22 protein-coding genes and 2 tRNA genes are annotated in these 25,164 nt (G+C 64.1%); 7 read left to right on the top strand and 17 right to left on the bottom strand.

Annotated features, from left to right (window positions below):
• Positions 1-323: 323 nt before the first annotated feature.
• The 3 genes from panS to AC3WOG_RS15650 all read right to left on the bottom strand — a co-directional run bounded on the left by panS (position 324) and on the right by AC3WOG_RS15650 (position 3,400).
• Positions 324-1,283: a ketopantoate/pantoate/pantothenate transporter PanS gene (gene panS, locus AC3WOG_RS15660; protein ID WP_492578834.1), complete on the bottom strand. Its 960-nt coding sequence runs from the start codon at positions 1,281-1,283 to the stop codon at positions 324-326.
• Between the two features lie 258 nt (positions 1,284-1,541).
• Entirely contained in the window at positions 1,542-2,954 is a 1,413-nt protein-coding gene (locus AC3WOG_RS15655) for an MATE family efflux transporter (RefSeq protein ID WP_492578833.1), read from the bottom strand.
• A 227-nt stretch (positions 2,955-3,181) separates the two neighbouring features.
• Positions 3,182-3,400, bottom strand: a complete 219-nt coding sequence (locus AC3WOG_RS15650) for an RNA-binding S4 domain-containing protein (RefSeq protein WP_011489423.1) — start codon at positions 3,398-3,400, stop codon at positions 3,182-3,184.
• 306 nt (positions 3,401-3,706) lie between these two features.
• Between AC3WOG_RS15650 and AC3WOG_RS15645 the strand changes: the two genes are divergently transcribed.
• Complete coding sequence (locus AC3WOG_RS15645) at positions 3,707-4,165, top strand: hypothetical protein (protein WP_492578832.1); 459 nt, start codon at positions 3,707-3,709, stop codon at positions 4,163-4,165.
• Positions 4,166-4,479: 314 nt separating this feature from the next.
• Complete coding sequence (locus AC3WOG_RS15640) at positions 4,480-6,609, top strand: ATP-dependent helicase (RefSeq protein ID WP_492578831.1); 2,130 nt, start codon at positions 4,480-4,482, stop codon at positions 6,607-6,609.
• Positions 6,610-6,688: 79 nt separating this feature from the next.
• On the opposite strand, the gene AC3WOG_RS15635 is transcribed toward AC3WOG_RS15640, so the two are convergent.
• The 8 genes from AC3WOG_RS15635 to fdxA form a co-directional block, all read right to left on the bottom strand.
• Positions 6,689-7,459, bottom strand: coding sequence for a DUF4088 family protein (locus AC3WOG_RS15635; protein WP_492578830.1), 771 nt, complete (start codon positions 7,457-7,459; stop codon positions 6,689-6,691).
• A 272-nt stretch (positions 7,460-7,731) separates the two neighbouring features.
• The gene (locus tag AC3WOG_RS15630; RefSeq protein ID WP_492578829.1) at positions 7,732-8,055 is read right to left on the bottom strand and encodes an AzlD domain-containing protein; all 324 of its coding nucleotides are present in this window, start codon (positions 8,053-8,055) and stop codon (positions 7,732-7,734) included.
• Positions 8,052-8,798 carry an AzlC family ABC transporter permease gene (locus AC3WOG_RS15625; protein ID WP_492579816.1) on the bottom strand — a complete coding sequence of 249 codons (747 nt, stop codon included), beginning with the start codon at positions 8,796-8,798 and terminating at the stop codon, positions 8,052-8,054. The genes AC3WOG_RS15630 and AC3WOG_RS15625 overlap by 4 nt, the downstream gene beginning before the upstream one ends.
• A 274-nt stretch (positions 8,799-9,072) precedes the next feature.
• Positions 9,073-9,900: a helix-turn-helix transcriptional regulator gene (locus tag AC3WOG_RS15620; RefSeq protein WP_492578828.1), complete on the bottom strand. Its 828-nt coding sequence runs from the start codon at positions 9,898-9,900 to the stop codon at positions 9,073-9,075.
• 99 nt (positions 9,901-9,999) lie between these two features.
• Positions 10,000-10,479 carry a CreA family protein gene (locus AC3WOG_RS15615; protein WP_492578827.1) on the bottom strand — a complete coding sequence of 160 codons (480 nt, stop codon included), beginning with the start codon at positions 10,477-10,479 and terminating at the stop codon, positions 10,000-10,002.
• 228 nt (positions 10,480-10,707) lie between these two features.
• Positions 10,708-10,783: transfer RNA gene (locus AC3WOG_RS15610), tRNA-Asn, on the bottom strand.
• Between the two features lie 62 nt (positions 10,784-10,845).
• Positions 10,846-10,921, bottom strand: a tRNA-Asn gene (locus tag AC3WOG_RS15605).
• Between the two features lie 114 nt (positions 10,922-11,035).
• Positions 11,036-11,359 (bottom strand): ferredoxin FdxA, encoded by a 324-nt coding sequence (gene fdxA, locus AC3WOG_RS15600; RefSeq protein ID WP_020069367.1) that lies wholly within the window; start codon positions 11,357-11,359, stop codon positions 11,036-11,038.
• Positions 11,360-11,627: 268 nt separating this feature from the next.
• On the opposite strand from fdxA, the gene pncB reads away from it, so the two are divergent.
• The 5 genes from pncB (at position 11,628) to AC3WOG_RS15575 (ending at position 17,610) form a co-directional block, all read left to right on the top strand.
• Positions 11,628-12,824: a nicotinate phosphoribosyltransferase gene (gene pncB, locus AC3WOG_RS15595; RefSeq protein ID WP_492578826.1), complete on the top strand. Its 1,197-nt coding sequence runs from the start codon at positions 11,628-11,630 to the stop codon at positions 12,822-12,824.
• A gap of 127 nt (positions 12,825-12,951) precedes the next feature.
• The gene (locus AC3WOG_RS15590) at positions 12,952-13,614 is read left to right on the top strand and encodes a LutC/YkgG family protein (RefSeq protein WP_492578825.1); all 663 of its coding nucleotides are present in this window, start codon (positions 12,952-12,954) and stop codon (positions 13,612-13,614) included.
• 76 nt (positions 13,615-13,690) lie between these two features.
• Positions 13,691-15,121 (top strand): sodium:proton antiporter, encoded by a 1,431-nt coding sequence (locus tag AC3WOG_RS15585; RefSeq protein WP_492578824.1) that lies wholly within the window; start codon positions 13,691-13,693, stop codon positions 15,119-15,121.
• Positions 15,122-15,175: 54 nt separating this feature from the next.
• Positions 15,176-16,165 carry a 2-hydroxyacid dehydrogenase gene (locus AC3WOG_RS15580; protein WP_492578823.1) on the top strand — a complete coding sequence of 330 codons (990 nt, stop codon included), beginning with the start codon at positions 15,176-15,178 and terminating at the stop codon, positions 16,163-16,165.
• Positions 16,162-17,610, top strand: a complete 1,449-nt coding sequence (locus tag AC3WOG_RS15575) for a DNA recombination protein RmuC (protein WP_492578822.1) — start codon at positions 16,162-16,164, stop codon at positions 17,608-17,610. Before AC3WOG_RS15580 ends, AC3WOG_RS15575 begins: the two co-directional genes overlap by 4 nt.
• A gap of 19 nt (positions 17,611-17,629) precedes the next feature.
• On the opposite strand, the gene AC3WOG_RS15570 is transcribed toward AC3WOG_RS15575, so the two are convergent.
• The 6 genes from AC3WOG_RS15570 to AC3WOG_RS15545 form a co-directional block, all read right to left on the bottom strand.
• A complete protein-coding gene (locus AC3WOG_RS15570; protein WP_492578821.1) occupies positions 17,630-18,139 on the bottom strand; it encodes a GNAT family N-acetyltransferase in 510 nt (169 codons plus the stop codon).
• A complete protein-coding gene (locus tag AC3WOG_RS15565) occupies positions 18,139-18,414 on the bottom strand; it encodes a hypothetical protein (RefSeq protein WP_341314713.1) in 276 nt (91 codons plus the stop codon). Before AC3WOG_RS15565 ends, AC3WOG_RS15570 begins: the two co-directional genes overlap by 1 nt.
• Before the next feature lie 64 nt (positions 18,415-18,478).
• A complete protein-coding gene (moeA, locus tag AC3WOG_RS15560; protein WP_492578820.1) occupies positions 18,479-19,780 on the bottom strand; it encodes a molybdopterin molybdotransferase MoeA in 1,302 nt (433 codons plus the stop codon).
• Positions 19,781-19,854: 74 nt separating this feature from the next.
• The gene (gene mobA / locus AC3WOG_RS15555; RefSeq protein WP_492578819.1) at positions 19,855-20,469 is read right to left on the bottom strand and encodes a molybdenum cofactor guanylyltransferase MobA; all 615 of its coding nucleotides are present in this window, start codon (positions 20,467-20,469) and stop codon (positions 19,855-19,857) included.
• A 12-nt stretch (positions 20,470-20,481) separates the two neighbouring features.
• A complete protein-coding gene (gene moaA, locus AC3WOG_RS15550) occupies positions 20,482-21,591 on the bottom strand; it encodes a GTP 3',8-cyclase MoaA (protein ID WP_492578818.1) in 1,110 nt (369 codons plus the stop codon).
• Positions 21,592-21,784: 193 nt separating this feature from the next.
• Positions 21,785-25,045, bottom strand: a complete 3,261-nt coding sequence (locus AC3WOG_RS15545) for an Rne/Rng family ribonuclease (protein WP_492578817.1) — start codon at positions 25,043-25,045, stop codon at positions 21,785-21,787.
• Positions 25,046-25,164 lie beyond the last annotated feature (119 nt).

Raw genomic sequence — 25,164 nt, 5'->3', positions numbered from 1 at the left:
CAGCGCGAAATCGACCCGATGGTTTTATGAAGTACCGCCACGGCGCGCGCAGCGCCGCCGGAAGAATGACTGCCTTGTCACCAGGGCTGAATGCGCGAGGGCACGGATTCCAGATGCTCCACTGCCTCCTCCAAGCCAAGGGACCCGCTTAAGTGTTAGCGGTTTGAGCCGCTTTCTTTTGCCTACTTTTCTTTGCGGCGGCAAAGAAAAGTAGGTGCCCCCCGCACAGGGGGAACGCTAATAAACCAAAAACAAAAGAAAAAACCAACGCCGTAGGCGCACAGAATAATGCCGCCGCCAAAGGCAAAAAAACCTTTCCCCATTCACCCGCGTTCAGCGTTCAACACCCGCTCGCCATCCGGATGCGTAGACCCCTTAGCGGGACGTCCCGCCCAATAGCCAGCAAGCAACGAGCCGGAAAGGTTATGCCACACCGAGAACAGCGCCCCCGGCAACGCAGCAATAGGCGTGAAATAAAGCTTGCCGAGCGTCGCAGCGAGGCCAGAATTCTGCATGCCCACTTCAATAGCAAGCGTCCGGCAAACAGCTTCATCGAAGCCAAGCAATCTCCCGCCCCAGTAACCGCCGAGCAGGCCAATACCGTTGTGCAGTACGACGCCGAGCATCACCACGAGGCCGACCGACGCAATGCTCTTCTGTGTGCCGCCCACCACCGCGCCGATAATCAGCACAATCGCGACCATCGAGATCAGCGGCAGAATCGGCTCGACCTTGCGCACAATCTTGCCAAACAAATGATTGACGACGAGCCCGATCACGATCGGTAGCGCGACGATCTGCAAAATACTCATCAGCATGCCGTGCACGTCGACGGCAATCGACGCATCCACGTAAAGGCGCGTAAGCAGCGGTGTCGCGAACACGCCGACCAGCGTCGACAACGCGCTGATCGTCACCGACAACGCGACGTCGCCACGCGCCAGATAGATCATCACGTTCGACGCGGTGCCGCTCGCGACGCTCCCCACCAGCACCATGCCGGCGGTCAGATCGGGCGGCATGCGCAGCGCCTTGGCGATCACCCAGGCGGCGAGCGGCATCACGAGGTAATGCAGCACGATGCCGGCGATGACAGGCGCGGGCCGGGTGAAGACGCGCTGAAAATCGGCTACCGATAACGTGACGCCCATCGCCAGCATGATGATCGTCAGGAGCGTGGTGACGTGCGGCGCGATGCCGGTGAACGAGGCAGGCGAAAAGTACGCGGCAATCGAAACGAGCACCGCCCAGAGCGGAAATAAACGGGTAACGCGGGCAAGCATGACGGGTGGTCCCTGGTTCTGTTTTATGACGGATGTTGTAATCAATCGCGGCGGGTGCGCGAGGAGCCGCTCGTGAGGAGCGGCAAGCCCTGGCGGTGGGTCATGGGCCGTTGGGAGGCGCGGGCCTTTGTGAGGTGCGCGAGTGGCGCCGCGCGGATGCGCGCGAGCGTGCCAAAGCGCGCATTTTACAGTTCGCGGCGCGCTCGGCGGGAATCGTTGGTTGTGCGCGCAACCAGACCGGTGAGTTGGCCTAGTGGCTCACGCGGACTGGGCGGGCGGCGCGGCAGGCGTCGCCGGCACGTGCCGCAAGCTCAGCTTGTGAAAGCGCAGCGTCATCAATAGCGCGACGCTGGCGAGGCCCGCCGCGAGTCCCCACCACAGGCCGCGTGCGCCGAGGCCGAAGTGAAACGCCAGCGTGTAGCCGGTTGGAAAGCCGATCACCCAATAACCGAACGACGCGGCGATCATCGGCACGCGCGTGTCCTTCAAGCCGCGCAGGCAGCCGGAGCCGACCGTCTGCATGCCGTCGACGATCTGGAAGATCGCAGCCACGCCGAGCAGCGAACTGGCAAGCGCGACCGTCGCGGCGTTGGCCGGGTCGTCGAGATGCAGATACAGGCCGACGATCCAGTGCGGCGCGGCGATCAGCACGATGCCCGACAGCGTCATGAAGCCGACGCCGAGCGCCAGCGCGACGAAACCCGCATGCCGCGCGGCCAGCGGCTGGCCGGCGCCGGACCAGAAGCCGACCCGCACATTGGCCGCCTGGCCGATCGCGAGCGGCACCATGAAGGCCACCGAGGCAACGTTCAACGCGATCTGATGCGCGGCCAGTTGCGATTCGCCGAGCAACCCGACCATCAAGCCGGTAGCGAGGAACAACGTCGATTCGACGCCGTAGGTGATCGCAACCGGCCAGCCGATGCCGAATAGTTCGCCCATCAACGGCACGTTCGGCCGCGTCGCGACGACGAAATGTTTATAGCGCGGCCGCAGATGCAGCAGCGCCATCAACACCAGCGCGCTTAGCCAGACCGTGATCGTGGTGGCCGCCGCCGAGCCGAGAAAGCCGAGGCGCGGCAGGCCATAGGCGCCGTGGATCAGCCCGTAGTTGAGAAAGCCGTTCACGAATACGCCCGCGAGCGACACCCCCAGGAGCCGCTTGGCCGCGCCGATCGCCGGCAGGAACGAGCGCATCAAGCCCACGCCGATCAGGCTGCCGAGCGAGCCCCAGCGCAGGATCGCCGCGTATTCGCCGACGTTGCGCGCGAGCAGCGCGGGTTCGCCGAACGCCAGCAGGATCGGCTTGGCGAACGACAGAAGGAAGAACGCCGGCACCGACAACAGCACCGACAATACGAAGCCGGTCCAGTAGATATGCGGCACGCGGCCCTCGTTCTGCGCGCCGCGCGCGTGCGACACGCTCACGCTGACCGAGGTCAGCACGCCTTGCAGCAGTGTGACCACGACGAAGAACAGGTTGGCGCCGAGGCCGCCGGCGGCGAGCGCGTCGGGGCCGAGCGAGCCGAGCAGGATCGTGTCGGTCACGCCCATCGCCATTTGCGAGAGCTGCGCGATGGCGAGCGGTGCGGCGAGACGGGCGGTGTCGGCAGCGTGGCGGGTCAGGGTCGGCGGCCGGGCGGCCACCCGGGAGAAGCCGGATTGAGTCATTGAGCGCTTAACGGCGGAAGTGGCGACAGACCGACGGCGAGCGCGACCGGGGCGATGACGGCGGTGCAACACGGGATGGTCACCGGGCGCGCAGGGTCGCTGTCAGCTAACTGTTTGTCTGTCGAAACCCACAGCTTATTGCCTGGGCACGGCAATGTCGATGGAGTAGGCACAATTTTGGTGCGCATGCGGACTCCGGATTCTCGGGGTGCCGCGCTTCCCAAGCATCAAGCTTCGTGCACCGCGATCCGCGTATCGCCGAGCAGCACCACCTGACCCGCGCGGATTTTGCAGGTTTTACGCGTTTCGACCCGGCCGTCGACGGTCACCGCACCATCCGCGACCATCATTTTTGCCGAGCCGCCGCTATCAGCCAGGCCCGTTATCTTCAGGAGATTGTGCAGTTCGACGTAGTCGCCGGTCAGTGTGAAATCGAGGTTGGGCATGGCGTTCGCGCCTTCAGGCAAAGGGTTCGCATCATAAGCCAGAAGCTTGCCCTGGATCGAAGCCGATGCGCACATCCAGTCGCACGCAGGCAATTGCAAGCAGATGTTATGCGTTTGTCAGAAAATGAAACGTTCCGTAACACGGGGTGTTTTTCACGAACTTCACTCCGAAAGGGCAGGTCTGTAGAAAAGCCTGCTGGATTTTTCACGCATTTTTTCAGTGGCTAGCAGACCGGGCGAGGCAGGCATCGATGCGTCACGCCAGACACGACGCCCGCGTCCTGACAACCTTAGAGAGGAATAATCATGACCCAGATTCGTACGCTCCTGATCGGTGCCGCCCTCACTGCCTTTGCCGCGACCGCCGCTGTCGCGCAAACTGCCGCGCAACCGGCCGCCGGCATGTCCGGCCAGGCACAGGTCCAGACCCAAGGCGCCGATCTCGCGCCCGCAGCGCCTGCCGCGCAGGGCGTGCAGCCGGTAACGCCGGCGCCGACCCGTCTGACGGCGCCGGGTTCGACCGATCCGCTGGTTCAGAAGCGCGACGCCGATGCGCAGGCTAATGCCGAATACCGGGCGCAGAAGAAGTCGTCGAAGGCCGAGTTGAAGGAACAGCAAAAGGCTGCCAAGTCGCAATACAACCAACAGGTGCGCAATGCCCGGATCAACCAGAAGGCGGACAAGCAGGCCGCCGGCAACGAAATGAAGATGAACATGCAAGGTCAGGCAACCGATCAGGATAACGGCGCCGATGTGAAGCACTAACGAAGCACCAGGTCCGCTGTGCTGAGGCTCTGACGGTCTGGTGCAGCGCGTGAAAGAAGACGCTTGCGCTGCAGAAGCGATAGGCGTCAGTGGAAGGGGGCGAGCGCCTTGCGCCCTCGCTGCAAAAAATGGTCCGGTGCGCGCCTGCGCCCGGGCCATTTTTTTGCGCCGTCCCTTGCGCTCTTGCGCGACGCCGCGACCGGGGAGCCGACGCGAAAAAAGGGTCGCTTGCCGGCTGGGGTTGTATGGATATACAGTATGCGTCGCCTGTTCTTTAACTGCTTTCACACCACCACGCCTGCGCCCAATCCACTGTGCCCACCGTTGCCGAATCCCCGCCGCCGTTCGATGCCGCCGCCTGGCTGGCCAAGCTCAACGACGCGCAACGCGAAGCAGTCGAGTACGGCGCCGGCACGCCCAACGAGCCGCCGGGCGCGCTGCTGGTGATAGCGGGCGCGGGCTCGGGCAAGACCAATACGCTGGCGCACCGGGTCGCCAATCTGGTGGTCAAGGGCGCCGATCCCCGCCGCATCCTGCTGCTGACGTTTTCACGCCGCGCCGCGCTCGAAATGACTCGCCGCGTCACGCGCATCGCCGGTGCGGCGCTTGGCACGCGCGCCGCGCTGGCGCAAGGGCTGACGTGGTCCGGCACCTTTCACAGCGTCGGCGCGCGGCTGTTGCGCGAGTACGCGGATCTGATCGGTCTCGCACCCGCCTTCACGATCAACGACCGCGAGGATTCCGCCGACCTGATGAACCTCGTGCGCTACGAACTCGGCCTGTCGGCGAAAGAGCGGCGCTTCCCGGCGAAGGGCACGTGCTTCGCGATCTACTCGCGCGTCGTGAACACCGGCGCGTCGCTCATCGACGTGCTCAACCACGCATTTCCCTGGTGCCGGGAGTGGGAAGCCGATCTGCGCATGCTGTTCGCCGCCTACGTCGATGCCAAGCAGAAGCAGAGCGTGCTCGACTACGACGATTTGCTGCTCTACTGGTCGCATATGGCTGCCGAGCCGTCGATCGCGGCGGATCTGTCGGCGCGCTTCGATCACGTGCTGGTCGACGAGTATCAGGACACCAACCGCTTGCAGGCGTCGATCCTGCTCGCCTTGAAGCCCGATGGCCGTGGGCTGACGGTGGTCGGCGACGACGCCCAGTCGATCTATTCGTTTCGCGGCGCGACCGTACGCAACATTCTCGATTTCCCCGCGCACTTCAATCCGCCCGCCAAACAGGTCACGCTCGAGCGCAATTACCGTTCGACCGGGCCGATACTGGCGGCGTCGAACGCGGTGATCGAACTCGCCAGCGAGCGTTACACGAAGAATCTTTGGACCGACAAGGCTTCGGCTCAGCGCCCGCGTCTGGTGACGGTCGCCGACGAAGCGGATCAGGCCCGCTACATCGTCGAACAGGTGCTCGAGGCGCGCGAGCAGGGCATGAAGCTCAAGTCGCAGGCGGTGCTGTTTCGTGCCGCGCATCACAGCGCCGCGCTCGAAATCGAACTGACCCGGCGCAATATTCCGTTCGTGAAATTCGGCGGCCTGAAGTTTCTCGATTCGGTGCACGTCAAGGATGTGCTGGCGGTGCTGCGCTGGGCGGAGAATCCGCGCGACCGCGTCGCCGGTTTTCGCGTCGTGCAATTGCTGCCGGGCGTCGGGCCGGCCACTGCGGCGAAGGTGCTCGACGAGGTCGTCGCGCGCGCCGATGCCGGCAATCCGGCGGATACCGCCGGCGGTGCACTGGCCGCGTTCGCGCCGCCCGCTCGCGCGCAGGAAGACTGGCATCCGTTCGTGAAGCTCATGTCGAGCGTGTACGACCGGCAGACGCCCTGGCCGGCCGAGTTCGAAATGGTGCGGCGCTGGTACGAGCCGCATCTCGAGCGCAACCACGAGGACGCGGCGATCCGTCACGCGGACGTGTTGCAGATGGAAAGCATTGCGGGCACGTACCCGTCGCGCGAGCGCTTCCTGACCGAATTGACGCTCGATCCGCCCGATGCCACCAGCGGCGAATCCGGCGTGCCGCTGATCGACGAGGACTACCTGATCCTGTCGACAATCCATTCGGCGAAGGGGCAGGAGTGGCGCAACGTGTTCGTGCTGAACGGCGTCGACGGCTGTATTCCGTCCGATCTCGGCACCGGCAGCGAAGAGGAAATCGACGAGGAGCGTCGCCTGTTATACGTGGCGATGACGCGCGCGAAGGAAGACCTGCATATCGTCGTGCCGCAGCGTTTTTACGTGCACAACCAGACGCATATGGGTGACCGTCACGTCTGGGCATCGCGCACGCGCTTTATTCCGGCGCATCTGATGCCGCTGTTCGACGCCTACGCGTGGCCGCGCGTGCCGGTGCCGGGCGCGCCGACAGCGGCGGGGCTGGCCGCGGCTGCGCAGGCGAAGATCGAGATTGGGGCGAAACTCAGGAAGATGTGGGATTGACGCGGTTCGGCGGGGTTCGAAGCCGCACGTCGCGCGGCCTCCCGGCTGCTAAAGCCACTCCGGCCAACCCCGGCCACCGCTAGCGCGACTGCCGTTGCTGCTGCTGTTGCGGCGCCGGACGCGGCGGCACGAAGAAATTGCGCAGCCATGCGGCGAGGCGCGAGAACACGTCGTACGGCTCTTCGACGAAGATTTCCGGCTTCAGCAAACGCAGATACTCCATGATCTGCTGCGCTTCCTGCTTCTGGAACGAGCCGTGCGAAATGCCCAGGCGCAGCAGCCCGCGCAGTTCGCCGAGCTTTTCGCGCGCCGTGCTGCCCACGCTCGTTTCGCACGCCACCTTGGCTTCGTACACGCGCTGGCGCAACGATTCCACCAGCCGCCAGGCCGGCGTCTGCATGATTTCCTCGAGCGCCTGAATGTCCTGCGCGGCGCTCTTGATCTGCGCCGCCAGCGGATCGATCAGCACGGCGTCGCCTTCCGCTTCCTTGACGATCGCGGCCGCCCAGTCGCGGCACTGCTTTGCCAGCTCTTCCGGCGTCCATTCCGAGCGCGCCGCGAAGCCGAAGCCGAACTCACCCGCCTGCCGCATCAGGATCGCGACGACGTCCGGGAATTCCTTGTCGAGCGTGCGTTTTGCCCAAGCGTACTGACCACCCTGCAACATCCGCTGCACCGCGTGTTCGGTCAGCGGCACCATATTGTCGAGCAGCTTGGCGCGCAAAAAGTCCTCAAACGACGGTGTCGCGAACTGCGGATCGAGCTTCAGCGACACCCGCAGAAAAGCGTCGAAGTCCTTGCGCAGCGTCGCAATGGTCTCGTCTTTGAGTGTGAGGGTGATTTGACCCATGTGTTATCCCGTTTGGTCCTGCCGCGCTGCATCGTCATGCCGTCCGTTCGCACACGGACCCCGTGAGACGCGACGCCAATGCCGGCGCGGTTGATTCCTGCCTGTTGCCGCGTAACCAGCGGGACGCATCCCGACGAGCGGACCTCGACTTCATAACGGCGGATTCAGGGAAAACTTAAGGGTGCGGGGGCGATCGGCGGCGGCTTTAGAGGGATGCGTCGCTACCGCGCGCGGGGCGCTGACGCCTATGCCGCGTTCGACGCCCTGTGCGCTTATTTAAGCACGACGCACTGCCAGACAAAAAAGACCGTCAGGCCGACTGCGATGGTCAGGAGCGGCCGCCGCGTCAGCGCGCTGACGATGATGGCGGCCAGCGCCCCGATCAGTTGCGGATTGCGCCAGCTCAACTCGGCGCCGTTGGCGTGCGGCGAGACCGCCATCGGCACGATGATCGCCGTCAGCACGGTGACCGGCACGAAACCCAGTGCGGTGCGCAAGAGCGGCGGAAACACCAGCCGGTCGCCGAGCACGAAGACGGCGGCGCGGATCACCCACGTGATGGCCGCCATACCGAGGATCAGAACGACGTAGTTCATTGCGGCGCCTCCGCGGTTTCCTGCGAGGCTCCTTGCGAGATTTTCCGCGGAGCTTCCCGCGAGGTATCGCGCGGATTTTCGCGATTACCCCGCGTGCCTTGCCTAAGCCGCGGCGCCGACAGCAAGACACCGATTGCCACGCCCGCGAACACCGCGCCAAGCAAGCCGAGCTTGTACGGCCACGCTTGCCAGAAGAAGGCCAGCGTGCCGGCGGTAACGGCCGCCGCGAGATAGCGCAGCGCGACGAGTTGCGGCACGACAATCGCGATGAAAGTGGCGACCATCGCGAAATCGAGCCCGAGCGATTGCAAGCCCGGAAAGGCCGCGCCGAACAGCAGGCCGGCGACGGTCCAGATCTGCCAGTTCAGATACATGGCCAGACCCGCGCCGAAGAAATAGTGTGGGTCGACCGTGCCCGGCGTGCGATGCCGGTAGTGCTCCCACGCGACCGCAAAGACTTCGTCGGTGAGGAGTGCGCCGAGCGCCCAGCGCCAGCGTGCCGGCAGATGCGAGACGTGCGGCGCGAGCGTCGCGCTGTACAACACGTGGCGAAGATTGACGACCAGGGTGGTTGCCCAGATCACCGCAAAGCTCGCGTGGCCGGCGATCAGGCCGAGCGCGATGAACTGGGCGGAGCCGGCGAACACGACCAGCGACATCAACTGGCCATGCCATAGATGGAGCGGGCCGGATGCGACCAGCGTGCCGAAGATCACGCCGAACGGCGCCGCGCCGACCATCATCGGGATGATGTCGCGCGCGCCGGCGGAGAATTCTTTTAAGTGGCCTGCGTTCGAGGGCTGGGCTGGGTTGGGATGAGTCAATCTTGCCTCCTGGATTCGGGAAGCATAGCGAGCGGTTCCGATCCGGGCTTGTACGTTCTTGCGGTAAGGCAGTCAGAAGCGAAGACGCACGGCAGCGGAGCCAAAAGCGCGTCGCAAGCAAACGGTGGCTACGCCGGTCGACGGCATGGCAAACCCGCTGTGACAGGCGTTTCGCCGCGCCGCCGATGTTGCCTCAAGTGCCCTGCCAGCGTCCGGGCGGCACGCCGAACATGCGCCGGAAATGCCGCGTGAAATGGCTCTGGTCCGTGAAGCCGCTGGCCGCGGCGACATCCGTGACGGAAACGCCGGCGCGCAACGGCGCCAGCGCACGTTGCAAGCGCACCTGGTTGCGCCACGCATGCGGCGGCAGGCCGGTAGTCTGCGCAAAAAGGCGCGTCGCGTGAAATGGCGAGAGTCCCGCCGCCTGCGCGACTTCGGCGAGTGTGACCGGTGCCGCAAGGTCGCCGGTCAAGCGCTCTTTCATGGTCGCCACGCGGGCGTCGTCCGTAGCGACGCGCGACGGTTCCGGCTGCGTTTGCGAGTAGCGAACCAGCAGCGTGGACAAAGCGTCGAGCATCGCGGCTTCGGCGGCGAGCGGATCGTCGCCGGCCTCCAGCAAACGATGTGCGCGCGCCAGCCGCTGCGCCAGATCGGGATCGCGGATCACGCCCGGCGCAAACCAAGGCAAGGCTTGCGGCCGCCCGGCAACTTCATTGGCGAGCGCGTGAATGAAGTCGACCGGCGCGTACATCACGCGATATCGCCAGCCTGCCTCGACCGCCTTCGAACCGGTGTGCAATTCGCCGGGATTGATGATCGGCACGCTGCCCGCTTCGGCGACATAATCCGCGCCACGATACCGATAGCCCTCGGCACCCGCGACGATCACCGGAATCGTGTATGCGTCGTGCCAGTGCGGCGTGAACTCATGATCGTGATATTCGGCCGTGAGCAGGTCCGCGCCGGGCAAAAGCGGCGTGCGCCAGTAGCGGGCGGAATCCTGGAAGCGATGGGCGGTCATGATCGAAGTCTGGCAGGACCGGTCAGTTTAGCGCGCTGTGGCCGCGGCCGGTGCGTTTGCCAATGCGTCCGCCGGGTGCGTTTTGCCGTAGGGCGGCGATCATTTCAGCGGAATCGTGGTGCCGGCCGGCATCGGCACGGCGGTCACGCTATTTTTTGCGCTGCCGGTAGCGATACGATCGCTGTAGGTCAGATAGACGAGCGTATTGCGCTTCGCGTCGACCACGCGTACCACGTGCAGCGACTTGAAAATCAGCGACATGCTCACGGAGAACACATCGGATTGCTGCTTCACGGGTCCGGTAAAGCGAATCGTACCGACCTGCCGGCAAGCGATCGACGCTTCGGTCGGATCTTCGGCGATGCCGAGCGTGCCCTTGATGCCGCCGGTGCGTGCCCGCGACACATAGCAGGTCACGCCGGTCACGACCGGGTCGTCATAGGCTTCGACGACCACGCGGTCGGAGCCCGTCACGCGGAAGTTGGTATTGACGCTGCCGACTTCTTCGCTGTGTGCGAGCGGCAGCAACAGGGCGCAGCCGGTGGCCGCCAGCGAGACACGCAACAAGGTGGATTTCATCGGATTGCCGGGAATGAACGCGAGAGTTAGGCGCGAGGGCTAGACACGAGACGCGCACGAAGAAACGCCATCGTATAACGGCGTGCCGGTCAGGGGGCGAGGGCGAACGATATAGACCGTTCGCCGCCCTTGCATCAAGACTTAAGCGAGGAGTAACCGTCCTCCCGGGACATTCGATCCGGCGAACCAAAACAAAAAGGCCCGCACGGATGCGGGCCTTCGAAATTTTGGCTCCTCGACCTGGGCTCGAACCAGGGACCTACGGATTAACAGTCCGGCGCTCTACCGACTGAGCTATCGAGGAACAGCAGTACAACTTGACCTACATAAAAAAGCCCGTCTTGGTTAACGGGCTTTTGCAATTCTTGGCTCCTCGACCTGGGCTCGAACCAGGGACCTACGGATTAACAGTCCGGCGCTCTACCGACTGAGCTATCGAGGAACAGAACAACAACAGCAGAGAAGCGAAATTGTAGGATGTGCTAAAGCGCCTGTCAATACCCTGCGTTCATCTCGATTTGATTCGAATGCAACCGCGGGGGACAGGCTGCGCCGCTCAGCGTGCGAGCAGGGCGAGCTTTTCCTTCACGTCCTTGAATTCGTCGGCTTCCGGCAGCGGCGCCTTGGTTTTGGTGATGCTCGGCCAGTTCTTCGCCAGATCGGCATTCAGCTCGATGAAGTTCTGCTGGTCGCCCGGCACGTCTTCTTCGGCATAAATGGCGTTCACCGGGCATTCGGCGACGCACACAGCGCAGTCGATGCATTCATCGGGGTCGATCGCGAGGAAGTTGGGACCTTCGCGAAAGCAGTCCACCGGGCACACATCGACGCAGTCGGTATAGCGGCACTTGATGCAGCTTTCGGTCACAACGTGAGTCATTCAAGCAGCTCCTGCATGCGGAATCAGGGAAGGCGGAAACGCCAAAAGCGATATTGTAACGTAACGTCAAGAGGCGCATGCGGCATCGGGCAACGGCTTTTATATGTTTTCGTGATTAGTTTATGGCGTCCGGCGCAACGGCCCGCCGGCGCGCTGAATCCGGGCGCATTCGGGTAACATGCGTCAGGTCGGTGCGCACGGGGCGCACCGCACGCGCGTGGGGTTGAGTCAGGCCTTCCGTTTTTTCTGCAGTCCAGTTCGCACCATCATGATTATTACTTCGCTGCTCGATACCGATCTGTACAAGTTCACGATGATGCAAGTGGTGTTGCATCACTTTCCCGCGGCGAACGTGGAGTATCGGTTCCGCTGCCGCACGCCGAACGTCGACCTCGTACCGTATATCGGCGAGATTCGCGATGAAGTGCGCAAGCTCTGCGAACTGCGCTTTACCGACGACGAGCTCGATTACCTGCGGCGCATGCGCTTTATCAAGGGCGATTTCATCGAGTTTCTCGCGCTGTTTCATCTGAACGAGAAATACATTTCGATCGAGCCGTCGCCGAAGGGCAATGGCGAAATCGACATCGAGATCAAGGGGCCGTGGCTGCACGCGATCCTGTTCGAGATCCCGATGCTCGCGATCGTCAACGAGGTCTATTTCCGCAACACGCAGCAAAAGCCTGACTACAGCGAAGGGCGCGGCCGTCTCGTCGAAAAGATCAAGCTGCTGGGCGCGCGCCCGGAATTCGCCGACTGCAAGATCGCCGACTACGGCACCCGCCGCCGCTTCTCCAAGCAGTGGCACGAAGAAGTGATCCTCACGCTGAAAGACGGCTTGGGCGAGCAATTCGCAGGAACCAGCAACGTCTTCTATGCGATGAAGCACGGCCTCACGCCGCTCGGCACGATGGCGCATGAATACCTGCAGGCGTGCCAGGCACTTGGACCGCGGCTGCGCGATTCGCAGACCTTCGGCTTCGAAATGTGGGCGAAGGAATATCGCGGCGACCTGGGTATTGCGCTGTCCGACGTATACGGTATGCAGGCCTTTCTGCGCGACTTCGACATGTACTTCTGCAAGCTGTTCGACGGCGCGCGCCACGATTCCGGCGATCCGTTCGACTGGGGCGAGCGGCTGCTCAAGCACTACGAGGCGAACCGGTGCGACCCGCGCACCAAGATTCTCGTGTTCTCCGATGCGCTCGACATTCCGAAGGTCTTGCAACTGTACGAGCGTTTCCGTGGCCGCTGCAAGCTGGCATTCGGCGTGGGAACCAATCTGACCAACGACCTCGGCTATAACCCATTGCAGATCGTCATCAAGATGGTCCGTTGCAATGGTCAGCCGGTGGCCAAGCTGTCGGATTCGCCGGGCAAGAACATGTGCGACGACAAGGCGTATCTCGCGTATTTGCGGCAGGTGTTCGGCATTGCGCAGCCTGACGAAGAGGCCGCGAAGTAATGCCGCTAACAGCGCGGCTAACGCATTCGATACGCTGGGATCGGCTGTTCGGCTAGGGTGTTCGCGCGCAGGGCGGCCGGTATAATCCTCGTCACATCGCACGGCTGTCGACACGAGGATTTCGCATATGGACACATCGATTGCCCGCCGCAACATCCTGGCGCGTATTCGCGCGGCGCAAGGGCGCGAGCCTGAACCGTCTGCTGCCGAGCGCGAGGCGGCCGCCGATTATCTGGCGCGGCATCCGCAAGGCCCGCGTCCGGAGATGCCGGCCGATCTGACCGAGCGCTTCATCGAGGAAGCGCAGAAGATGGCGACCACCGTCGATACGGTCGAAACACCGAGCGAGGTGCCCGCCGCCGCGCATCGCTACCTCACGCAACACGCATTGCCCACGCAGGCGATTGCATGGCAAACGCTGCAAGACCTGCAATGGGCCGAAGCCGGCCTCACCGTCGCATTTCGCAAGCCGAAAGACGGCGACGTGGTCGGCCTCACCGGCTGCTTCTGTGCAACCGCCGAGACCGGCACGCTGGTCCTGTTGTCCGGGCCGCAAACCTATGCTTCGGCGGGTTTGCTGCCCGAAACGCACATTGCGATCGTGCCGGCTTCGCGGATCGTCTCAGGACATGAAGAGGCGTTCAACCTGATTCGCAGCGAGCGCGGCGAACTGCCGCGTGCAGTCAATTTCGTTTCCGGGCCGTCGCGCACCGGCGATATTGAACAGACCATCGTGCTCGGCGCGCATGGGCCTTATCGGGTGCATGTGATCGTCGTACGTGGCGCCTGAGCGAGGCGCGCGTCGGCGTCTCGCGCTTCACTGGCGTTGCGCGCGCGGCCGCCATCAATAACAAGGACTTGCTGATATGAAACGACATGCCGTGTGGACGAGCATGGTGCTCGCCGCTGCACTGGCGCTGGCGGGGTGGCCTCAACTGGCGTCGGCGGCTACGCTCGACGGCGCGACGTTATCGGCCCTCTGGGGTTTGCCGTTTGCCGGCGTGCTGCTGTCGATCGCGGCGTTTCCGCTGATCGCGCCGGCCTTCTGGCATCACCATTTCGGCAAGATCGCGGCGGCGTGGGCGCTGGTGTTTCTGGTGCCGTTTGCGCTGACGTTCGGCGCGGGCACCGCATTTGGCACGCTGGTGCAAGCGCTTCTCGAAGAATACGTGCCGTTCATCGTGCTGCTGGCCGCGCTCTACACGGTGGCGGGCGGTATCTGCGTGCGCGGCAATCTGCATGGCACGCCGCGTTTGAACACGGCGATTCTCGCGCTCGGCACCGTGCTCGCCAGCATCATGGGCACGACTGGCGCGGCGATGCTGCTGATCCGCCCATTGCTGCGCGCCAACGACAACCGCAAGCACGTCGTGCATGTGGTGGTGTTCTTCATCTTTCTGGTGGCGAATGCGGGCGGCTCGCTATCGCCGCTCGGCGACCCGCCGCTCTTTCTCGGCTTCCTGCAGGGCGTCAGCTTCTTCTGGACCACCACGCATCTGGCGCTGCCAATGCTGTTCGTTTGCGCCGTGCTGCTTGTGGGCTTTTACGCGCTCGACTCGTACTATTTTCATCGGCGCGAGGAAGAGCGTTCACGCTTTCTCGACCCGACGCCTGATTCGCCGCCTCTTGGCATCGACGGCAAGATCAATTTCCTGCTTCTCGCCGCGGTGATCGCGTTGGTGCTGATGAGCGGGCTCTGGAAACCGGGCGTCGAGTTCGACGTGTTCGGCACGCACGTCGCCTTGCAGAATGCAGTGCGCGATGTCGCGCTGATCGGCATCACCTTGCTCTCGCTGGCGTTGACACCGCGTGCGGCGCGCGCGGGCAATGACTTCAACTGGGCGCCGATTGAAGAGGTCGCCAAACTGTTCGCCGGCATCTTCGTGACGATCGCGCCGGTCATCACGATTTTGCGCGCCGGCGAGGCGGGCGCGTTCGCGAGCATCGTCCATCTGGTCAACGATTCCGCCGGCCAACCGCACGACGCGATGTACTTCTGGGCGACCGGTCTGCTATCGTCGTTTCTCGACAATGCGCCGACCTACCTGGTGTTCTTCAACCTGGCCGGCGGCGACGCGCAGACGCTGATGACCACCGGCGCCACGACGCTCGCGGCGATTTCGGCCGGCGCGGTGTTCATGGGCGCGAACAGCTATATCGGCAACGCGCCGAACTTCATGGTGAAAGCGATTGCGGAATCGCGCGGCGTTCGCATGCCGAGCTTTTTTGCGTATCTTGGCTGGTCCGGCGCGGTGCTGATGCCGCTCTTTCTCGTCGCCGGCTGGCTGTTCTTTTGACGCTGACTTTGACGCCGAGGCAATTGAACTCGACGCGCTATTCGGAGAATTGCAATGCAGAAGATCCTCGTCGCCCGTCCGATCTTTCCCGATGTGATCGAACGGCTCAAACAGTATTTCGACGTCGACTGGAACCAGGGCGACGTGTTGTCCGCCGACGAGTTGACGCGCCGTCTCGCGGATAAAGACGGCGCGCTGATCGCGGGCGATCCGGTCGGCCAGGCAGAGCTCGCGGCGGCGCCGCGTCTGCGGGTGGTGTCGAACATGGCGGTGGGCTACAACAACTTCGACATGGCCGCGTTCAACGCGGCCAACGTGCTCGGCACCAACACGCCGGACGTGCTGAACGAATCCACCGCCGATTTCGGCTGGGCGCTGATGATGGCGGCGGCGCGCCGCATCGCCGAATCGGAGCACTGGCTGCGCGCGGGCAAATGGCAGAAGTGGGCGTACGACGGCTTTCTCGGCACGGACCTGTACGGCTCGACGCTCGGCGTGGTCGGCATGGGCCGGATCGGTCAGGCACTGGCCCGTCGCGCGAAAGGCTTCAACATGCAGGTGATCTATCACAACCGTTCGCGTGTCGCGCCGGAGATCGAAGCGGAGTTGAACGCGCAATACGTGTCCAGGCAAGACCTGCTGCGGCGCGCCGATCACGTGGTGCTCGTATTGCCGTACACGAAGGAAAACCATCACACGATCGGCGCGGCCGAACTCGCGCAAATGAAGCCGACCGCAACGCTCACCAACATCGCGCGCGGCGGCATTGTCGACGATGCGGCGCTGGTCGAGGCGCTGCGCACCAGGCAGATTGCCGCAGCGGGTCTCGATGTCTATGAAGGCGAGCCGAATCTGAATCCCGCTTTGCTGACCGTGCCGAATGTCGTGCTGACGCCGCACATCGCCAGCGCGACCGAAGCGACGCGCCGCGCCATGGCGAACCTCGCCGCCGACAACCTGATCGCCGCGCTGGGTGAGGGCCCGCGCGCCGGACGTCCGCCGAATTCGATCAACCCGGAGGTGATCGGCAAGGCGCGTTCATGACAATGATTCTGGTGGCGGCCGTGGCAGTGCTGGCGGTCGCATTGGTCATCGCGTTGGCGTTGCTGATGCGCGGCAATAGCCACGCTGATGAAAACGAGCAGTTCGAGGTGCTCGGCGAGCGCATCGACGCCGCGGCAGCGGCGCAGTCGCATGCTTACGAGCGGCTCGAACGGCAACTGCGCAATGACATCACCGAGACGGCGCGCGTGTCGCGTACCGAGTTGAGCAGCGGCTTCGCGCAGTTTCAACAAACGCTGGCGTCGCAGTTCAGCAGTATGACGACGGTGCAAGGCGGCAAGATCGACGGCTTCGCGCAGCAGCTCGACGCGGTGCGTCACAGCCTGCAACAGCAGGCGCAACAGGCGCGCGACGAACAAGCCCGAACGCTCAAGCAGTTCGGCGAGACACTGGCCTTGCAATTGGGGCAACTCACCGAGGCGAACGATCGCCGCTTCGCCGAAGTGCGCGCGACCATCGAGCAGCGTCTGAAAGACATCGAGGCGAACAATTCGACCAAGCTCGAAGAAATGCGCCGCACCGTCGACGAAAAGTTGCACGCGACGCTGGAGCAGCGCCTCGGCGAATCGTTCAAGCAGGTGTCCGACCGGCTGGAGCAGGTGCATCGCGGCCTGGGTGAAATGCAGACGCTGGCTGCGGGCGTCGGCGATCTGAAGAAGGTGCTGACCAACGTCAAGACGCGCGGCACATGGGGCGAGGTGCAGCTCGAAGCGTTGCTTGAACAACTGCTCACCGCGGACCAATACGCGAAGAATGTCGCGACCGTGCCGAAGAGCGCCGATCGCGTCGAATTCGCGATCAAGTTGCCGGGCCGCGCGGAGGCGGGCGGCGCGGCCGCGCCGGTCTGGTTGCCGATCGACGCCAAGTTCCCACGCGAAGACTACGAGCGCCTGATCGAAGCGCAGGAACGCGCCGATCCGGTCGCGGTGGAAGATGCGTCGCGCGCGCTCGAAGCACGGATTCGCGCCGAGGCGCGCACGATTGCGGAGAAGTATGTGTCGCCGCCGCACACCACCGATTTCGCGCTGCTGTTCCTGCCAACTGAAGGCCTGTACGCGGAAATCCTGCGGCGGCCGGGTCTGACCGATCTGCTGCAACGCGACTATCGCGTGACGATTGCCGGCCCGACCACGCTCACCGCGTTGCTCAACAGCTTGCAGATGGGCTTCCGCACGCTCGCGATCGAGAAGCGTTCGAGCGAGGTGTGGCAGGTGCTCGGCGCGGTCAAGACGGAGTTCGGCAAATTCGGCGACGTGCTGGCAAAGACCAAGGCGCAGCTGGAAACCGTCACCCGTTCGATCGAAGCCGCGGAAACGCGTACCCGTGCGATGAACCGCAAGCTGCGCGACGTCGAGGCGTTGCCGGGTGAAGAGGCGAGCGGGGTGCTCGGCGATGCACTGTCAGGCGTGGATCCCGACGAGCAGTAGAGTGGCCTGGTTTAGTGACTTAGTTCGAGGCAGTGCCGGTGCCTGCCGCAGAGGTGGCGGCCAATTGTTCGAGCGCATCGCCCGCCAGACGTACGACACGCCAATCCGGCATCACCATCGCACCCATCTTCTCGTAGAAGCTGATGGCCTGCTGGTTCCAGTCGAGCACGGTCCATTCAAAGCGTCCGCACTGCCGCTCGACTGCCAGCGCTGCCAGCCGGGCGAGCAGCGCGGTGCCGAGGCCGCTGCCGCGTTGGCTCGGTTGCACGTAGAGGTCCTCGAGATACAGGCCGCGCTTGCCGACGAAACTCGAGTAATTGTGGAAGAACAGCGCATAGCCGACGATGCGTCCTTCGTCTTCCGCAACCAACGCTTCGATCGACGGCCGCGCACCGAATAGCGCATCGCGCAGACCGTCTTCGGTCGCGACGAATACGTGCGTGAGGCTTTCGAATTCGGCCAGCTCGTACGTCAGCGCGAAGATCTTGCCTGCGTCCGCGGGCGTCGCGGCGCGGATCGTCGCGGTCACTACGCTTCTTCCGGCGCGTCGGTCAGCTGGATTTCGATGCCGCCGAAGCGCGACGCGACCCAGTTGTACGCGTGGCACGCAATCCACAACAGGATGAAACCGAGGATCGCGTTCAGCAGCAGCGCGCTGAACACTGTGCTCAGTTCGACCTTACCGTAGCGCACGAACGCGACCAGCACGCCGAGCAGCACGATCGGCACCGAGAACGTCAGATACACGAGGATGAGTGCTTTGGCCGTCTGTCCCGGTGCAATGAACGAGATCTGTTTTTTCATGTATGTCAAACCCGTATGTCGTAGTAGTGGTGGGTAATGTGGCAAATGAGCGGCAAATCAGGCGTTAGATAAGACCATCGAACAGCATGATATCGACGCGTTCACCCTCGGCAATGTCGGCTTCGTCGTGCCTGAGTACGATGAAGCAATTCGCTTCGCTCATCGAACTCAGCACGCCGGAGCTTTGCGAGCCAGTCGGCGTGACGTGCCATTGACCGCTCGCGTCCTGTTCGGCCACGCCGCGCTGGTATTCAGTGCGGCCGGCGCGTTTGCGGATTGCGCGGCGGCTCGCAGCATGAATGACCGGCAACGCTTGCGGCGTCGCGCCGGACATCCGCAGCAGCACCTCGCGCACGATTTGATAGAACGTCACCATGACCGCGACCGGATTGCCCGGTAAGCCGAAGAATAGCGCAGGCAGCCCGAGACCCGGATGCGCGCCGGACCAGACGCGGCCGAAAGCGAGCGGCCGGCCCGGACGCATCGCCAGACTCCAGAAGGCGACATCGCCGAATGTCTGCAGCAACTGCTTGGTGAAATCCGCTTCACCGACCGAGACGCCGCCGGAGGTCAGCACCACGTCCGCGCTGGCAGCGGCGCTGCGTAACGCGGCTTCGAGCGCGGCAGGCTGGTCGCGCACCACGCCCAGATCGAGCGTGTCCACGTTCAGACGCCGGAGCATCGCAAATAGCGTGTAGCGATTGCTGTCGTACACGGAGCCCGGGTCGAGCGACTCGCCGAGCGAGCGCAATTCGTCGCCGGTCGAGAAGAAGGCGACACGCAAACGCCGCCGCACGCTGACTTCGCCGATACCGAGCGACGCCAGCAAGCCGAGATCCGATGCGCGCATGATACGGCCGGCTCGCAGCGCCGCATGACCGCGAGCAAGGTCTTCACCTGCGAGGCGCCGGTTGGAGCCGGCTGACAGGGCATTCGCAGCGAAACGGATGGTCGCGGAATCGCCGCTGCGCTCGACGAGCTCCTGCGGCACGACGGTATCGCAATCGGCCGGCATGCAGGCGCCTGTCATCACGCGCACGCACTGCGCCGCCGCGACGTGGCCCGCGAACGGATGGCCCGCCAGTGCCTTGCCGACGATGGTCAGGTCGACCATGGACGCACCGGTTGCCAGCGCTGCCCGGTTGAATGCGTAGCCGTCCATTGCCGAGTTGTCGTGCGCGGGGACGTCGATCGGCGACACAATGTCGGCTGCCAGCACGCGGTCGAGTGCGTCGCGCAGCGGCACACGTTCGATTGCCGTAATCGGCGTGGCCCACTCGCGGACGATCGCCTGGGCGGCCGAAACAGGTAGCGCGTGAGGATCGTACTGCGCGACGCAGCGGGAAAATTCGTTAAGCGTGGTCATGAAGAGCTAGACGTCGCGACCGGAGGCGGGACCGGTATTTGCCATGCGGCCGGAGCAGGATTTCAACCGGGGCCTCAACAACGTTCGAGGTCGGCGAGTTCTTGTAACGAATTGATATTGTAAAACGCGCGCTCGTCGGTAAAGGCGACTTCCACCGTCTTGTGGCGCGCGTACCACGCGCGAACCTTCCGTTCACCGGCTTCCAGAAAGGCCGACAGGTCGTCGGCCAGACTTGTGCGCAACAACGCGAACACCGGATGGAGCGAGACGTTGCCCTCGGCGTCCGCGGTGGTGACGGTGGCGAGGTCGGCCTGGTTCGAGTCCAGGGCGTGCGCGAGGCGGGCGGCGAGATCGGCGGGCAGCCCCGGCGTGTCGCACGGTGCGCTCAGAACGTACGCGGTGTTGGCCTCGCGCAGCCCGGCGAGCAAGCCTGCCAGAGGTCCCGGAAAGCCGGGCAGGGTATCGGCAACGACCTTGGCGCCGAACGGCGCACCGAGTGCGGCGTAGGCGTCCGCGTGGCGATTGGCGCTGATGAGCAGGGCGCCGGTCTGCGGTGCGATTCGTTTCAGCACATGGGAAGCGAGCGGCTCGCCGTGCAGCAGTTGCAGCCCCTTGTCGACGCCGCCCATACGCATGCCGCGTCCGCCCGCGAGGACCAGACCGGTGATGTGCTCGCGCTCAGGATTCATGCGCCCGGCTGCTCAGCCGCCGATATACGACATTTCGACACGGCGGCCATCCTGCGCGTGCGCCTCTGCCGTGTTACTGCCGCGCAATTCCGAATAGCGGTCGGTGCGGCCTTGCCAGATTTCGGCGACGGCAGTGGCGATATCCGCATCGCTCGCGCCGCCGCGCAACAGTGCGCGCAGATCATGGCCCGACGACGCGAACAGGCACAGATACAGCTTGCCCTCGGTCGACAGCCGCGCGCGCGTGCAACTGCCGCAAAACGCGCGCGTGACACTCGAAATCACGCCGATCTCGCCGCCACCGTCCACGTAACCCCAGCGCTGCGCTGTCTCGGCGGCGCTATGCGCTTCGAGCGGCACGAGCGGGAAATGCTCGGCGACGCGCGTCACGACGTCGGCGGACGGCAGCACTTCAGCCATGTTCCAGCCGTTCGAGGTGCCGACGTCCATGTATTCGATAAAGCGCAGCACCGCGCCCGAGCCTCTGAAGTGGCGCGCCATCGGCACGATTTCGCTGTCGTTGGTGCCGCGCTTGACCACCATGTTGACCTTGATCGGCGCGAGCCCGACTGCCTGGGCGGCGGCGATGCCGTTCAGCACGTCGCCGACCGCGAAGTCGGCGTCGTTCATGCGGCGAAACAGGGTGTCGTCCAGCGCGTCGAGACTGACCGTGACGCGGGTCAAACCGGCGTCCTTCAGGCTGCGCGCCTTGCGTTCCAGCAGCGAGCCATTGGTGGTCAGCGTCAGATCGAGCGGGCGGCCTTCCGCCGTGGTGAGTTGCGCGAGGCGCTCGATCAGGAATTCCAGATTCTTGCGCAGCAGCGGCTCGCCGCCCGTCAGCCGGATTTTCTCGACGCCATGTGCGACGAAGAGCCGCGCCAGCCGTTCGATTTCCTCGAAGCTCAACAGCGCGCTATGCGGCAAAAAGGCGTAGTCCTTGTCGAACACCGCGCGCGGCATACAGTAGACGCAGCGGAAATTGCAGCGATCCGTCACCGAGATGCGCAGGTCGCGCAGCGGGCGCGCCAGCGCGTCGTGCAGCGCGCCGCTGGGCGCTTGCACAGGGCCGGAGATAACCGGCACCGCGCTGAAATCGGCAACAGGGATGATGCGTCGGGACATGAATTGCTTCGATTGGAGCTTGGTTTGGAACCTAGATCTTCATTCTAGCGGAAATGCATTGGGCCGCCGCCGCACCCCGGGCGCTCTCCGGGTATACCGGGGCGGACATAAAGCGTCCAATGCGTGGCTTTCCGGCCCCCATAAACAAAAAGCCCGCCGGTTAGGGCGGGCTTTTTGCATGGCGACGGGCAGCTTACTGCGAGTGCTTACCCGTTTCCACTTGTTGCATCGGCGCGCTGTCGAGCGGCGGCAACGGTTTGCGCTCGCGCACGACGCGAGCCGGCTTGGTGGTTTGCGCAGCAGCTTCTTGCGCGGCCCGCAGCTTGTTGGCGTCCGTGTTCACCCAAACGAGGCCTGCCTGTTCCAGCACCGGTTGCAGGGACTCCTCGGACACATAGCTCTTGCGCGACGCTTGCGGCGCAGCGGCAACAGGCGCCGGCTCAACGACTGCCGGCTCTGCTGCCGGTGCAACCGCTGCAATGACCGGCTGCGGCTCGGCGATCTCCGCTTGCGGCGCCGGCTGAACTGCCGGTGCTTCGACTGCTTCCACCACAGCGGCCGGGGCCGATGCAACGACCGGCGCCGGTGCGGCTTGAGCTTCGACAACCGGAGCCGCGACCGGCGCTTCAACGCGGGTTTCGACCGGCGCTGCAACGGGTGCTTCAACGTGGGCCACCGGTTCGACCAGCGAAACGGTCTCGCTGGCGACTTGCGTGGCTTGCGCTGCTTCGACAGGCGCGACAGCAGCCTGCACCACCGGCTCGACTGCAACCGATGCCACCGGCGCTTCAGCGACCGGCGCAACCGTTTCCGTCTTCACAGCCGTCTCGACGGCCGGAGCCGGCGTTTCAGTTGCAGCGTGCAACTCGGTGACCACAGCGGTTTCAGTCACAACAGCCGCGACCGCCACTTCCGCCGGGGGCACTGCCTTCGCTTCATTGACCTCGACCTTGCGCTCGACCGGTTGATGCGGCGTACGTACCGGCGCTTCATCGGTCACGGTGTCGCCTTCGGCTTCCGCGACATCCGCAGCCAGATTGCCGTTCACACCATCTTCTTCACGCTCGCGACGGCCACCGCGACGGCCGCGACGGCGGCGACGGCGCTCTTCACCTTCACGCGCCACCGCTTCCTGATCGACCGGCGCACCGTTTTCGCCCAACGCGGCCTGGTTTTGCGCCAGTTCTTCTGCCGCTTGCGCTTCGTTTTGCGTCAGTGCATCAGCGGCTTCCGGTTGCTGCTTGCGGCGCTCGCCGCGTTCACCACGCTCGCCACGCTCACGGCGTTCGCCACGTTCCTGACGTTCGCCACGCGCTGCGCTTTCCACGGTTTCGGCGCGCTCATTGCCGCGATTGTCACGGCTTTCGCGACCCTCGCGGCCTTCACGCGGCTCACGACCCTCGCGCGGTTCGCGGCCTTCACGTGCTTCGCGCGGCTCACGATTACCACGCGGTTCACGTGCTTCACGGCCCTCGCGTGCCTCACGACCTTCACGCGGTTCGCGTTCTTCGCGACGCTGCGACGGCTGCTGAGCTTGAGCCTGACGGCCACCCGTCGCGCCTTCGCCGCGGCCCGCCGCATCGCGGCCGCCTGCGCCGCCACGGCGATTGCGGTTGCGATCGCCGCTGCGTTCGCCGGTGCGCTCACCGCGCTCCGTGCGTTCGCCGCGCTGCGGACGTGCCTGCTTTTCGGTGGTAGCCGGTGCGACAGGCGCCGGCGTTGCCGGCTGCATGCCGAACAGATTCTTCAACCAGCCGATGAAGCCGCCGCTAGCCGAGGTGACCGCCACCGGAGCCGGGGTTGCTGCCGGACGAACCGGTGCGCTCGGCGCCGGCTTTTCAGGCGTGATGCCCTTGACCGCCGCTTCCTGCTTCGGCTTCACTTCTTCGGTGCGCTTGCTGTAGCCGGTTTCCGATTCCAGTTCACGGGCCGCTTCTTCGGCCATCTTCCACGAAGCACGCGGGTCGTCGAGGCGCGCATCGTCGTGACGCAGGCGCTCGAGCTTGTAATGCGGTGTATCGAGGTGCTTGTTCGGGATCAGAACGACGTTGACCTTGAAACGCGATTCGATCTTGTTGATTTCCGCGCGCTTTTCGTTCAACAGGAAGGCGGTCACTTCGACCGGCACCTGACAGTGGATCGCCGCGGTGTTTTCCTTCATCGCTTCTTCCTGAATGATCCGCAGCACTTGCAGCGCGGACGATTCGGTATCGCGGATGTGGCCCGTGCCGTTGCAGCGCGGGCAGGTCACGTGGCTGCCTTCCGACAGAGCCGGACGCAGACGTTGACGCGACAGTTCCATCAGGCCGAAACGCGAGATCTTGCCCATCTGGACGCGCGCACGGTCGTGCTTCAAGGCGTCTTTCAGGCGCTGTTCGACTTCGCGCTGGCTCTTGGCCGATTCCATGTCGATGAAGTCGATCACGATCAGGCCGCCCAGGTCGCGCAGGCGCAACTGGCGGGCCACTTCATCAGCGGCTTCGAGGTTGGTGCGTGCAGCCGTTTCCTCGATGTCGGCGCCCTTGGTGGCGCGCGCGGAGTTCACGTCGATCGCGACCAGTGCTTCCGTGTGGTCGATCACGATGGCGCCGCCGGATGGCAGCGGAACCGTGCGCGAGTACGCGGTTTCGATCTGGTGCTCGATCTGGAAGCGCGAGAACAGCGGCACGTCGTCGTGGTAGCGCTTCACCTTGCTGACGTTGTCCGGCATCACGATATCCATGAAGGCGCGGGCCTGATCATGGATTTCAGTGGTGTCGATCAGGATTTCGCCGATATCCGGCTGGAAATAGTCGCGAATCGCGCGGATCACCAAGCTCGATTCGAGATAAATCAGCATCGGCTGGCCGGCCGAACCGCTTTGCGACGCCGCTTCGATCGCGCGCCACAGTTGCATCAGGTAGTTCAGGTCCCACTGCAGCTCTTCGGCGGAACGGCCGATGCCGGCCGTGCGCGCGATGATGCTCATGCCTTCCGGCAACTGCAGTTGCGCCATGGTTTCGCGCAATTCCTGACGGTCGTCGCCTTCGATCCGGCGCGACACGCCGCCGCCGCGCGGGTTGTTCGGCATCAAAACGAGATACCGGCCTGCCAGCGAAATGAAAGTGGTGAGGGCCGCGCCCTTGTTGCCGCGCTCTTCCTTTTCGACCTGAACGATCAGTTCCTGACCTTCTTTCAGGGCGTCCTGGATGCGCGCGGAGCGCATGTCGACGCCGTCACGGAAATACTGGCGGGCGACTTCCTTGAACGGCAGAAAACCGTGGCGGTCTTCGCCGTAGTTGACGAAACAGGCTTCGAGCGACGGCTCGATGCGGGTAATGATGCCCTTGTAAATATTGCCTTTGCGCTGTTCGCGCCCGGCGGTTTCGATGTCGATATCGATGAGTTTTTGCCCATCGACGATGGCGACGCGCAGTTCTTCCTGCTGCGTCGCATTAAACAACATGCGTTTCATTGAACGGCTCCAGAACGGCTTTGCGCTGCCCCTGGCTGCGCGGTTGTCAGTCGCGAGAGCGTAGAGGGCAGCGGCATGCCGCGCTTTATTGTGTTTTCACAAGCACGCTGGAGCGGGAA

The sequence above is a fragment of the Paraburkholderia sp. FW306-02-B genome (genome assembly GCF_058782725.1).
The sequence above is the reverse complement of the archived record's forward strand: the minus strand, read 5'-3'. Positions and strand labels throughout refer to the sequence as shown.